The 12578-nt window shown below is 61.2% G+C and carries 10 protein-coding genes; 6 read left to right on the plus strand and 4 right to left on the minus strand.

Annotated elements, in window-relative coordinates; translation table 11 throughout:
* The first annotated feature begins 61 nt into the window (after nucleotides 1-61).
* On the plus strand, nucleotides 62-631 hold the full coding sequence (locus HSS18214_RS0116175; RefSeq protein ID WP_016916317.1) for a glycerol-3-phosphate acyltransferase: 570 nt from the start codon (nucleotides 62-64) through the stop codon (nucleotides 629-631).
* Nucleotides 632-640: 9 nt separating this feature from the next.
* Here the strand turns inward: HSS18214_RS0116175 and tsaD are convergent, their stop codons facing one another.
* Nucleotides 641-1696 (minus strand): tRNA (adenosine(37)-N6)-threonylcarbamoyltransferase complex transferase subunit TsaD, encoded by a 1056-nt coding sequence (tsaD, locus tag HSS18214_RS0116180; protein WP_016916318.1) that lies wholly within the window; start codon nucleotides 1694-1696, stop codon nucleotides 641-643.
* A gap of 200 nt (nucleotides 1697-1896) precedes the next feature.
* Here tsaD and rpsU point away from each other — a divergent pair, with 200 nt between their 5' ends.
* From rpsU to rpoD, 3 genes are all read left to right on the plus strand, one after another.
* Nucleotides 1897-2112 (plus strand): 30S ribosomal protein S21, encoded by a 216-nt coding sequence (gene rpsU / locus HSS18214_RS0116185; protein ID WP_016416934.1) that lies wholly within the window; start codon nucleotides 1897-1899, stop codon nucleotides 2110-2112.
* Between the two features lie 187 nt (nucleotides 2113-2299).
* Nucleotides 2300-4147: a DNA primase gene (gene dnaG / locus HSS18214_RS0116190; protein ID WP_016916319.1), complete on the plus strand. Its 1848-nt coding sequence runs from the start codon at nucleotides 2300-2302 to the stop codon at nucleotides 4145-4147.
* Nucleotides 4148-4377: 230 nt separating this feature from the next.
* Nucleotides 4378-6234 carry an RNA polymerase sigma factor RpoD gene (gene rpoD, locus HSS18214_RS0116195; RefSeq protein ID WP_016916320.1) on the plus strand — a complete coding sequence of 619 codons (1857 nt, stop codon included), beginning with the start codon at nucleotides 4378-4380 and terminating at the stop codon, nucleotides 6232-6234.
* Between the two features lie 116 nt (nucleotides 6235-6350).
* Here rpoD and HSS18214_RS0116200 read toward each other — a convergent pair whose 3' ends face one another.
* Both HSS18214_RS0116200 and HSS18214_RS0116205 read right to left on the minus strand, forming a co-directional pair.
* Nucleotides 6351-7922, minus strand: a complete 1572-nt coding sequence (locus HSS18214_RS0116200; protein ID WP_016916321.1) for an AbgT family transporter — start codon at nucleotides 7920-7922, stop codon at nucleotides 6351-6353.
* A gap of 179 nt (nucleotides 7923-8101) precedes the next feature.
* Nucleotides 8102-8743, minus strand: coding sequence for a hypothetical protein (locus HSS18214_RS0116205; protein ID WP_016916322.1), 642 nt, complete (start codon nucleotides 8741-8743; stop codon nucleotides 8102-8104).
* Nucleotides 8744-8926: 183 nt separating this feature from the next.
* On the opposite strand from HSS18214_RS0116205, the gene HSS18214_RS0116210 reads away from it, so the two are divergent.
* Complete coding sequence (locus HSS18214_RS0116210) at nucleotides 8927-10294, plus strand: L-serine ammonia-lyase (RefSeq protein ID WP_016916323.1); 1368 nt, start codon at nucleotides 8927-8929, stop codon at nucleotides 10292-10294.
* A 14-nt stretch (nucleotides 10295-10308) separates the two neighbouring features.
* Here the strand turns inward: HSS18214_RS0116210 and HSS18214_RS0116215 are convergent, their stop codons facing one another.
* Nucleotides 10309-11196 (minus strand): LysR family transcriptional regulator, encoded by an 888-nt coding sequence (locus HSS18214_RS0116215; RefSeq protein ID WP_016916324.1) that lies wholly within the window; start codon nucleotides 11194-11196, stop codon nucleotides 10309-10311.
* 209 nt (nucleotides 11197-11405) lie between these two features.
* On the opposite strand from HSS18214_RS0116215, the gene HSS18214_RS0116220 reads away from it, so the two are divergent.
* On the plus strand, nucleotides 11406-12515 hold the full coding sequence (locus tag HSS18214_RS0116220; RefSeq protein ID WP_016916325.1) for an S-(hydroxymethyl)glutathione dehydrogenase/class III alcohol dehydrogenase: 1110 nt from the start codon (nucleotides 11406-11408) through the stop codon (nucleotides 12513-12515).
* Nucleotides 12516-12578 lie beyond the last annotated feature (63 nt).

Below are 12578 nucleotides of genomic sequence, written 5' to 3' on the forward strand. Positions count from 1 at the left end.
GACGACCATAAACGACAGTCAGGCGGCGGCGCTGGCTGATGAGAGGCAGGGTGAGCAGGGGATGCTGTGGATCGTCTTGGGGTACTTGAGCGGCAGTTGGCTGGCGGCAGTGAGTGTCTGTCGCTGGGCAGGCGTGGCCGACCCGCGCTTTTGCGGTTCCTGTAACCCCGGATTTTCCAACGTGTTACGGCTGTATGGCCCCCGGCTGGCGGCGGCCACCCTGGCGCTGGATGCCTTGAAGGCGGTGCCGGTGGTCTTGGCCGCCAAGTGGCTGGCCTTGCCGATTATGTGGCAGGGGCTGGTAGGGCTGGCGGTGCTGCTGGGCCACAGTTTCCCGCTCTGGTATGGGTTTCGAGGTGGCAAGGCCGTCGCCAGCGCCTTCGGGGTGTTGCTGGTGCTGGTGCCCAGCGTTGCGCTGCTCAGCGCCCTTGCCTGGGCGCTGATGGCATGGCGGTTGGGTACCGCTGCGCTGGCGTCGGTTGCGAGCGCGCTGTTGGCGCCGCTGCTGTGCGCCTGGCTGGCGCCAGCCTACACCGGCGTGGTGGGCGGCTTCAGCCTGCTGGTACTGGCCCGCCACGTGCTCAATATTCGTCGCTGGCGGCAGGGGGAAGAGCCCCACCTGCGCAAATAGGTCAACGGGTTATCGGGTGGTACTGAGGGGCGCTGTCAGCGTGTCCAGTGGCCAGCGCGGGGTGGCCTGCATGATACCGCTTTCGTCGCGCTCTCCTGCCGCCAGACGCTGGGCGCCCACGTAGGCAATCATGGCGCCATTGTCGGTGCAGAAGCGCCCACGAGGGTAGTAGGCACGGGCCTGGCGCTTTTGGGTCTCCAGGGCCAGGCGCTCGCGCAGCCGCGTATTGGCACTCACACCCCCCGCCATCACGATGCGTTTCAGGCCGGTCTCGTCCAGGGCTCGGCGGCACTTGATGACCAGCGTGTCCACGACGGCCTCTTCGAAGGCGCGCGCCACGTCGGCTTTGGCCTGCGCGTCCAGTTCGCCTGCGGCTTCCAGCTGGCGAATCGTCGTCAAGGTGTGGGTCTTCAGGCCTGAAAAGCTGAAGTCGAGCCCGGGGCGGTCGGTCATGGGGCGCGGGAAGCGAAAGCGTTTAGGGTCGCCCTGTTCGGCCAGTTTGGCCACCAGCGGGCCGCCTGGGTACGCCAGGCCCAGCATCTTGGCGGCCTTGTCGAAGGCCTCACCGGCCGCATCGTCTACCGACTCGCCCAAGAGTCGATAGCAACCCAGCCCCTGTACTTCCACCAGCTGGGTGTGGCCGCCGGAGACCAGCAGGGCCACAAAGGGAAAGGCAGGAGCCTCCTCCTCAAGCATGGGGGCCAGCAGGTGGCCTTCCATGTGATGCACCCCCAATACGGGGATGTTCAGCGCCCTGGCCATGCCATGGGCGGTGCTGGCACCGACCATCAGCGCCCCCACCAATCCCGGGCCCGCCGTATAGGCGATGCCGTCCAGGTCGTGGCGGGAAAGGTTGGCCTCTTTCAATACCTGTTCGATGAGCGGCAGCAGCTTGCGTGTGTGATCCCGAGAGGCCAGTTCGGGCACTACGCCGCCATATTCGGCGTGCATGGCGATCTGGCTATACAGGGCATCGGCCAGCAGACCCTGACCGCCGGTGTAGGCCGTGTCGTAAATGGCGACGCCGGTTTCGTCGCAGGATGTCTCGATGCCCAGTACACGCATGGCAAAAGCACTCATCTGATTGAAAAGGCAGGTACTCGAAACCGGCTAGTCTAGCATTGTCGTGCCCGCTGGGCGTAAGCATTTGCAAAGATGGCCAACCACGACTAGACTACTGTGCGCTGTAAAACTGGGTCGTACACCGTCTTGTTCGGTGTGCGTACTATCCGAACTCAAGACTCCTTAAGGTAGGTGAGTGCTTAATGCCTTCTGTAAAAGTACGTGATAACGAGCCGTTTGACGTCGCCCTGCGTCGCTTCAAGCGTTCTTGCGAAAAAGCTGGCGTTCTGTCTGAAGTACGTCGTCGCGAGCACTACGAGAAGCCGACTGCTGAGCGCAAGCGCAAAGCGGCAGCTGCCGTAAAGCGTCACGCCAAGAAGTTGCAGCGTGAGCGTAAGCGTTTCGAACGGCTCTATTGATCCGTACCTGGAGAGAGCCAGAGCAGTTGGCTGGTTGTCTCAAGAGGGATGCCAAGCGGCCGCCACCAGGTGGCCGTTTGTTTTTCGTTTCGTGTTGTCTGTTTTGCGCGGTTTAAGGTGATCAGGCGCGTGGCCTGATGACGTTAGACCCGCCCACAAGCGTGTTACGCGAGGATGCCCTCAGCCCATGGCAGGTCAAATTCCACAGCGATTTATCGACGATCTGCTTGGCCGCGTCGACGTGGTCGAGGTGGTGGGGGAGCGCGTACAGCTCAAGAAAGCGGGCCGTAATTTTTCCGGCCTGTGTCCTTTTCATCAGGAAAAAACACCTTCGTTTACCGTTAGTGCCGACAAGCAGTTTTATCACTGCTTTGGCTGTGGTGCCCACGGTAATGCGCTACGCTTTTTGATGGAATACGACAAGCTGCCCTTTCCCGAGGCAGTCGAGCAACTGGCCGGACGGCTGGGGCTGGACGTGCCCAGGGAAGGGGCGGACGACCCGCGTGCCCAGCAGCGGGAGAAAAAGCGCAAGGAAGGGGTCAATCTTCTCGAGGTGGCGGCCAGCTTCTATCGCGAGCGATTGAAGATGCAGGAGGGCCAGGCGGCCCAGCGCTACTTGCAGGGGCGCGGCCTCTCGCCAGATGTGATGACCACCTACGGGATTGGTTATGCCCCCGGCGGGTGGGAGGCGCTGAAGCAGCACCTGAGCGCCAAGGGCATCGGTGAGTCTGTGCAGATCGAGTACGGTCTGCTGATTCACCGCGAGGACACCGGGCGTACCTATGATCGCTTCCGCGACCGGGTGATGTTCCCGATACGCGATTTGCGCGGTCGGACCATCGCCTTTGGCGGTCGAGTCATGGGAGATGAGCAGCCCAAATACCTCAACTCGCCGGAGACGCCTGTCTTTCACAAGGGGCGCGAGCTCTACGGCTTGTACGAGGCGCGTCAGGCGACCAGCAAGTTGGAACAGCTGGTGATGGTCGAGGGCTACATGGACGTGGTGGCGCTGGCGCAGTACGGCATTCATAACGCCGTGGCCACGCTGGGCACCGCCACCACCGAAGACCACCTGACGCGCCTGTTCCGCCTGGTCAGTCGCGTGGTGTTCTGTTTCGACGGTGACCGCGCCGGGCGTCAGGCAGCCAGCCGTGCGCTGGAAACCGCGCTGCCGCAGATGATCGATGGCCGCGAGGCACGGTTTCTGTTCTTGCCGGAAGGGGATGACCCGGATTCGCTGGTGCGCCGCGAGGGTCGCGAGGCCTTCGAAGACCGCGTGACCTGCGCCATGCCGCTGTCGGAGTTTCTGTTCGAACAGGCTGCCCAAGGGCGCGACCTGCAGACGGTGGAAGGCCGCGAGCGCTTCGCCAGTCACGTGCTGGAGGCGCTGCAGAAGGTCCCGGAAGGCATGCTGAAGTCACTGCTGCTGGAGACGCTCGCCAAGCGAAGTGGGTTGGCCCAGGCGCAGTTGCAGGGGTTGCTGGACAAGCGCGTGGCGGCGGCCTCCAGGGTGTCGCCCCAGTGGGAGCCGGTCGATGCGCAGGCGGCGCCAGAAGAGCAGGCCCGCCCGCGCGGCGGTCGGCCATCGCGACAGGCGAGCACCTCGCGGACGCTCTCCACCGTAGGTCGCATCGTGCAGCTGTTGCTGCATGAGCCGACGCTGGTGGCGGCTCTGCCGGAAGCGCAGGATTGGCTGCCTGGCCAGGACCCGCAGGCGCCGCTGTGCCGCGACCTGATTGCCCTGCTACGCGCCGGACGCTACCGCAGCCCGCAAGTGGTACTGGCGCATTTTCAAGGCAGTGAAGAGGGGCGCGTGCTGGCAGAGCTGGCCGCGCGGGAGCTGCTAATTCCCAGGGCGACTCGTGAAGCCGAGCTGACCGGGCTGGTCGAGCACCTGGTCGAGCAGCAGCGCAAGCGTTCGCCTCAGGAAGAGTACGATGCCTTGCTGGCGCTGGAGCGCTCAGGGCAAAAACTGGATAAGGAGCAGCGGCAGCGGTTGGCCGGGTTGGTGTTGGAATTGACCCAGGGCCGCTAATGCACAAGGTGGTTGCAAGAGGTGAGGGGTTGAAATCTCGAACTTCAGGGCCACATAGAGGTTATGCCGCCAAGTATTGGCTAACCGAACAACCTAACACACCTGAATGATCGCGCAAATACGTTTCGCTGGAAAAAATCCAGCTATTTACGCTATACTGTTCGGCTTGTTGAGTTTAATCGATTCAGCGCCCCAGGTGTTTCATTCTTCTTCGTCGAGATAGGGTTTCTATGGCTGGAAATGCGCAGCAGCAGTCACGTCTGAAGGAGTTGATCGCGCGCGGCAAGGAACAGGGCTACCTGACCTATGCCGAGGTCAACGACCATCTACCCGAGGATATCGCCGACCCGGATCAAGTGGAAGACATCATTGGCATGATCAACGACATGGGTATCAGTGTCGTTGAAGAAGCGCCAGATGAAGACACTTTGATGATGTCGGATCACTCCACGGACGAATCCGCTGCGGAAGAGGCCGTTGCGGCACTCGCCGCCGTGGAAAGCGACGTCGGTCGCACTACCGACCCGGTCCGCATGTACATGCGCGAGATGGGCACGGTGGAGCTGCTGACCCGTGAAGGCGAAATCGAAATCGCCAAGCGGATCGAAGAGGGCACGCGGGAGGTCATGTCGGCGCTTGCGTATCTGCCCGGTGCCGTTGCCTCCATCCTCGAAGCCTACGACGCGACCCAGGACGAGGAAGCGCCAGGGCGCCTTTCCGACCTGTTCTCTGGCTTCATCGACCCCGACGAAGGCATTCCTGGGGTGGCCGAAGCGGAAACCCCTGAGCCGGAAGTCGATACCGAGCTGAGTGATGACGATGATATCGACAGCGACGATGACGATGATGACGAGGACACCAACGCCAGCGAAGGTGGCCCGGACCCGGAAGAAGCCAAGGCGCGTTTCGAGCAGATCCGTGAGCAGAACGCCGCCGTCGAAGCGGCGCTGGCCAAGTTTGGTCGTGGCAGTAGCGAGCTGAAGGCCGAGCAGGCACGTCTGGCCGAGCTGTTCTCGCCCATCAAACTGGTGCCCAAGCACTTCGAGCGTCTGGTGGGGCAGATCCGCATCAGCGTGGAGCAGGTGCGTGCCCAGGAAAAGGCGGTCATGCAGCTGTGCGTCAAGAAAGCCAAGGTGCCGCGCAAGACCTTCATCAAGTCCTTCCCGGGGCATGAGTCGGATTCATCGTGGCTGGACGCTTTCCAGGAAGCGCAGCCCAAGTATGCCGACCGTCTTGAGCCACTGCGTGCCGACATCGCACGTTCTCAGCGCAAGATTGCGTTCGAGGAAGACATGGTGCAGCTGACGGTGGCGGACCTGAAGGAAGTCAACCGCAAGCTCTCCATCGGTGAAGCGAAGGCGCGCCGGGCCAAGAAAGAGATGGTCGAGGCCAACCTGCGCCTGGTGATCTCGATCGCCAAGAAGTACACCAACCGTGGCCTGCAGTTCCTGGATCTGATTCAGGAAGGCAATATCGGTCTGATGAAGGCGGTGGACAAGTTCGAGTATCGCCGTGGCTACAAGTTCTCCACCTACGCGACATGGTGGATTCGTCAGGCCATTACGCGCTCCATCGCGGATCAGGCGCGGACCATTCGTATTCCGGTCCACATGATCGAGACCATCAACAAGCTCAATCGTGTCTCTCGTCAGATGCTGCAGGAAATGGGCCGTGAGCCGACGCCTGAAGAGCTGGGCGAGCGTCTTGAAATGCCGGAAGACAAGGTGCGCAAGGTGCTCAAGATCGCCAAGGAGCCGATCTCCATGGAGACGCCGATTGGTGATGACGACGACTCTCATCTGGGCGACTTCATCGAGGACAGCACCATGCTGCTGCCCATCGATATGGCGACCGGCGAAGGACTGATCGAAGCGACCCGTAACGTCCTCGGTGGTTTGACCGCTCGCGAAGCGAAGGTGCTGCGCATGCGTTTCGGTATCGACATGAATACCGATCACACCCTGGAAGAAGTCGGCAAGCAGTTCGACGTGACCCGAGAGCGGATCCGCCAGATCGAAGCCAAGGCGCTTCGCAAGCTGCGTCATCCCAGCCGTTCCGAGCCGCTGCGTTCTTTCCTGGACGAGTAATCCTGGACGAGTAAGCGTCGCTCGAAAAAAGCCCGCCGTGGAAACACGGCGGGCTTTTTTGTGGGTGGCTGTTGGGCAAGGTGCCAGTAGCACCTTGCCGCCTTTTGTTGAAGCCTTTACAGGGTGTAGTGAGTCGCGGCGCCCGGTCCTACGGGCAGACCCAGTACGAATACCCAGAGGAAGAACAGAAGGCTCCAGCCGATCAGCATGAACAGGGTATAAGGCAGCATGAGCGCTACCAGAGTGCCAATGCCCATATCCTTGCGGTAGCGGGTCGCTACGGCCAGAATCAGCCCGAAATAGCTCATCATCGGGGTGATCAGGTTGGTGACCGAGTCGCCGATCCGGTAGGCGGCCTGAATCACTTCCGGGGCGTAGCCCATCAGCATCAGCATGGGCACGAAGATGGGTGCCGTCACGGCCCACTGCGCCGATGCGCTGCCCAGCGACAGGTTGATGAAGGCGCACATGATGATGAACAGCGCAAATAGTCCAGGCCCGCGCAGCCCCAGGGACTCCAGCAGGTCGGCTCCGGCAATGGCGGTCACCGTGCCAAAGTTGCTCCAGTTGAACAGCGCCACGAACTGAGCGGCAAAAAAGACCAGCACGATATAGAGGCCCAGGCTGCTCATGCTCTTGGCCATGGCGTTCACCACGTCGCGGTCATTGTGCATGGTGCCTGCCAAGCGACCATAGATGAAGCCCAGCACGCTGAACGAAACGGCCACGATCACCACGATGCCGCGCAGGAAGGGGGAGCCGCTGATCAGCCCGGTCTCGGGGTCGCGCAGAATGCCGCCTTCAGGCACCACCATGATGGCCACCAGGGCGATGAGTGCCAGAGTGGCCAGGCCGGTGCCCTTCAGTGCCCGCTTTTCGGTGTCGGACAGGCCCTCCATGCGCTGCTGATCGATATCGCTGTCGGCATAGGCCGTGTCGAACTTGCCCAGCTTCGGCTCGACGATGCGTTCCGTGACCAAACCGCCAATCAGGGTGACGAAGAACGTGCTGGCAAACATGAAGAACCAGTTGGCTTCGGCTCCGACGATATACGCCGGGTCCAGCAGACGAGCGGCTTCCTGAGTGATGCCCGAGAGCAGCGGGTCGACGGTACCGATCAAGAGGTTGGCGCTGTAGCCGCCGGAGACGCCACAAAACGCGGCTGCCAGACCGGCCAGCGGATGTCTGCCCAGCGAATGAAAGATCATCGCCGCCAGCGGAATCAGCACCACATAGCCAAGCTCGGCTGCCATGTTCGACATGATGCCCGCAAATACCACGGCATAGGTGACGATGCGCGGTGAGCGGTTGAGTACCAGCGCGCGCATGCTGGCCGACAGCAGGCCCGAGTGCTCGGCCACACCCACCCCCAGCATGGCCACCAGCACGGTACCCAAGGGCGCAAAACTGGTGAAGTTGGTCACCATTTCGGTGACCAGGCGGCGCAGGCCCTCGGCGTTGAGCAATGAATTGACGGCAATCCACTCGCCTTCATTGGCTGGGCGTGGGTCGGCTACCGATACCCCTAGCGCCCCCGCAATGCCGCTGCCGACCACCACCAGTACACACAGGATGGCGAACAGTGTCACCGGGTGAGGCAGCAGATTGCCCAGCCATTCGACGCTATCCAGGAAGCGAGTGAACGCCCCGCGTTTTAGCGTATTTTCACGATTGTTTGGTGTATTCATAACGTTTGTGTCGTCAGTTGGTTGTTTTTTAGCAAAATTGCCCAAAGCGGTGTGGGGGACGACACTACGTGGATGGTCAAGGGGGCGCAAATGGCTTTACGTATAGCGGGATGTAAAAAATGAAATGCCGTCTCTGGTGGTGCTCCCAAAGACGGCAAAAAGAACCGATTGGCAGGGTGTCAGGCGCTTTTCTGGCGAGCAAGGTGCAGGCGTCGGGCCAGCAGGAGCAGCTCGATCATGGCAAACAGAATCAGGCTATAGCCCAGCAGCTCGACCACTTCTTCTGCCACATCCTTGAAAACCCGGACGTACTGCTCCTCCAATACGGCGCGCCAAAACACTTGCCTGCCATATAGACGTGAAAATACATAAGTAACCAGTACGCCGCCTGCAAACAGCCCAAAGGCAAAGCTATTGCTGAAGTGGCGAAACTCCTCCAGAAAACGCTGGCGCTGGTACACGACCCAGGCCAGTGAGGGGAGGATGATCATGGCGACCAGGATTTTCCAGGTATGCCGTGCGATGTACTCATCGAGAAAGTAGTCCTGCTCACGTACCAGCGAGGCAGCGAGGAAGGCCAGCAGCAGCAGGGTCACCGTGGGCCATACTTTCAGCACATGGCGTACGTAGAGGAGCAGGGTACAGCAACTGATCAGAATGAAAGTCTGGGTCAGCTCGGTGAACCCCAGCTCGGTATAGCGCACGCTAGGCAGATACAACGCTTCCAGATACGCGCCCTGGGCGATGCCTCCGATGAAGAGTATATAGAGTGTCGCGCGCAGCAGCGCAGTGCGAAAATCAATAGGCCAGGAGGGTGGCATCACGGTTCCTCTACGTCAGGCGAAATCAGTCAAACAACAAACATACATGAATGCATGTCCATTATATCGTCACTTTTCTGTGCTGACACGTCGAACGTGCCAGGAATGTCTCGACGAATGGCGAGCAACACTGCAAAGTAACGACATGAAAGCAATAACGACCGTTGAGGGGCGGATGTCACCATGGCCATTAGCGTCTTTGATCTGTTTCGGATAGGCATTGGCCCGTCCAGCTCGCATACCGTGGGGCCCATGCGCGCGGCGCGGGATTTCGTGATGGCGTTGCCGGAAGCGCCCGTGTCACGGCTGGTGGTGCGGCTGCACGGGTCGTTGGCCGCGACTGGGGTAGGCCACGGCACCGACAATGCGGTGGTGATGGGCCTGATGGGTGAAATGCCCGAGTCCATCGAGCCCGACAGCATTGCCGGACGCCTGGCGGCGCTGGACGACGGGACGCCACTGACGCTGCCCAATGGGCATTCGCTGCCCTTCGACCGTGCGCGAGACATCGAGTGGGACGAGACCTGTCTGGCCTTTCATCCCAATGCCATGGTGATCACGGCCTACCAGCAAGAGCGGGTCATCGCGACCAACACTTACTACTCGCTGGGCGGCGGCTTCTATGTCGACCAGGCCTGTGCCGATCAGGGCGGGCTGGATGAGGACAAGACGGCGCTGCCTTATCCGTTCGAATCGGGTAACGAGCTATTGGCACTGTGCCAGGCGAATGATTTGCGTATCAGCCAGCTGATCCTGGCAAACGAGAAAGCCTGGCGCAGCGAAGACACCATCCGTACCGAACTGCTGAAGATCTGGCACGCCATGCGTGACAGTATCGAGAACGGGTTGAAAGCCACCGGGCGGTTACCCGGCGGGCTGAATGTGCGCCGTCGCGCCAACGCCCTGCATCAGCAACTGCTTTCGCCGCCCGCCCAGCAGCGTCTGATCGTCAGCAGTTTCAGCGTGATGGATTGGGTCAACCTGTTTGCGCTGGCCGTCAATGAAGAGAACGCGGCCGGCAAGCGCATGGTCACGGCGCCCACCAATGGGGCTGCCGGTATCGTTCCGGCGGTGTTGGCCTATTACCTGAAGTTCGAACCCGACGCCTGCGATGCCGACGTGGTCGATTTTCTGTTGGCGGCGGGCGCCATGGGCATACTGTGCAAGAAAAACGCCTCGATCTCCGGGGCGGAGGTGGGCTGCCAAGGGGAAGTCGGCTCGGCGTGCGCCATGGCGGCGGCCGGATTGGCCGAAGTGCTGGGCGGTACGCCGCGGCAGGTAGAAAACGCTGCGGAAATTGGCCTGGAGCATAACCTGGGGCTGACCTGTGACCCGGTGGCGGGGCTGGTGCAGGTCCCCTGTATCGAGCGCAATGCCATTGCGTCGGTCAAGGCCATCAATGCCGCCCGCATGGCGCTGCATGGTGATGGCGACCACTTCGTCTCGCTGGATAAAGTGATCAAGACCATGCGCGATACCGGACGCGACATGCAGGACAAATACAAGGAGACCTCCAAGGGAGGGCTCGCGGTCAACGCCATCGAGTGTTAATCCGGCAGCGCGTGTCAGGCCTGGGGCAGGGTGCGGCCGATATTGGCCACCAGATAGTCCACCAGTTGACGAATCTTGGGTGACAAGTGGCGGTGGCGCGGGTAGACCGCCCACACCGCCGTATCGTGGTGCTGGAAGGGTTCCAGCACCGAGATCAGTTCACCATTGGCCAGATGCGGAGCGACGTAGTAATCCGGCAACTGAGCCAGGCCCAGCCCTTTCAGGGCCGCATCCAGCAGGGCTGGCCCCGAGTTGCCGCTCCAGCATCCCTCCACCTTGACCTCTCGCCGCTGGCCGTTCACTTCGAACAGCCAGTTGGGGCGCGACCCCAGCAGGCAGCGGTGTTGGCTCAGCTCGCCCAGCGTGTGGGGGCGGGGCGCCTGACGAAAATAGGCCTGTGAGCCCACCACGTATTCGCGGCGTTCGCACAGCCGCCGAGCAATCAGGCTGGAGTCTTTCAGCACCCCCATGCGAATGGCGATGTCGAAACCCTCTTCGATCAACTCCACCGGGCGATTGGTGAAGTGCATGTGTACTTCGAGCTGAGGGTGCAGGCGCTGGAAATCATTGACCAGCGGGGCAACGTAGCGCTCGCCGAAGGTCGTTGCCGAGGTCAGTTTCAGTAGCCCATGGGGTTTGGCCTGCAGCTCGCTGATTGCCTGCTCGGCATCACGCAGCCCATCGAACAAATGGCGGCAGTGCTCCACGTACAAGGCCCCGGCATCGGTCAGCCGAATCTGCCGTGTGGTGCGATACAGCAGCTGAACGCCCAGCTGATTCTCCAACTGGCTGACCAGCCGACTGATATGCGAGGTGGACACCTTCAAGTGGCGAGCCGCGGCCGAAAAGGTGCCGAGCCGTACGACTTCCACGAACGCTTCGATACGATCCCAGCGCTGCATGGCGCTCCTCATGTCCATCTGGCGGTGAAGGGTGGCAGCGAATGAGCAACGCGATTGTTGCTCAGTGGCAATAATCTTGTGAGTGTATCCCACTTTATCCCTTTCGCCTAGCTGGCCTACACTGCAAGCACGTTTATCCATCCACTTTATCGAGCGCTGTTGCGCCCAGCCAGTGGAACGTCGCTGCGCAACACCTCGGGGAGATTTGCATGAAATCACGTGCTGCGGTTGCACTCGAAGCGGGCAAGCCGCTCGAACTGGTCGACATCGATGTGGAAGGCCCCAAGGCGGGCGAGGTGCTGGTGAAGATGGCGGCCACCAGCGTCTGCCATACCGATGCCTATACCTTGTCGGGCGCCGACCCGGAAGGCAACTTCCCGGCGGTACTGGGCCACGAAGGTGCGGGTATCGTACAGGAAGTGGGCGAAGGCGTGACCAGCCTGAAGCCAGGCGACCACGTCATTCCGCTATATACCGCTGAGTGCGGCAAGTGCAAATTCTGCCTGTCCGGCAAGACCAACCTGTGTGGCAGCGTGCGCGCTACCCAAGGTAAAGGGGTCATGCCCGATGGCACGTCGCGCTTCTCGCTGGAAGGCAAGATGCTGCACCACTACATGGGCACCTCCACCTTCAGTGAGTACACCGTGCTGCCGGAAGTCTCGCTGGCCGTGGTTTCCAAGGAAGCGCCGCTGGACAAGATCTGCCTGCTGGGCTGCGGTGTCACCACAGGGATTGGTGCCGTGTTGAACACGGCCAAGGTCGAGCCGGGCTCCACCGTTGCCGTGTTTGGCCTCGGGGCGATCGGTCTGGCGGTGATCCAGGGTGCCGTGATGGCCAAGGCCGCCAGGATCATCGCCATTGATGTCAATCCGGACAAGTTCGAGCTGGCCAAGCAGTTCGGGGCGACGGACTTCGTCAACCCGAAAGACTACAGCGACCCGATCCAGCAAGTGATCGTCGACATGACCGACGGTGGCGTGGACTACTCCTTCGAGTGCATCGGCAATGTCAACGTGATGCGTTCCGCCCTCGAGTGCTGCCACAAGGGCTGGGGTGAGTCGATCGTCATTGGCGTGGCGAGTGCCGGTGAAGAGGTCTCCACGCGCCCCTTCCAACTGGTCACCGGCCGGGTATGGAAAGGCTCTGCGTTTGGCGGCGTGAAAGGGCGTAGCGAGCTGCCGGGTTATGTAGACCGTTATATGAACGGCGAGCTGAACATCGACGACTTCATTACCCATGACATGCCCTTCGAGAAGATCAACGAAGCCTTCGATCTGCTCCATGCCGGCAAGAGCATTCGTACCGTTCTGCATTACTGAGTATGATGAAAGCAGCCTGAAAGAACGCGGCCGGGGCGACCCGCCGCGTTTCACTGTTTAAGG

This window comes from Vreelandella stevensii S18214, from assembly GCF_000275725.1.
In the GTDB taxonomy this organism is placed as follows: domain Bacteria; phylum Pseudomonadota; class Gammaproteobacteria; order Pseudomonadales; family Halomonadaceae; genus Vreelandella; species Vreelandella stevensii.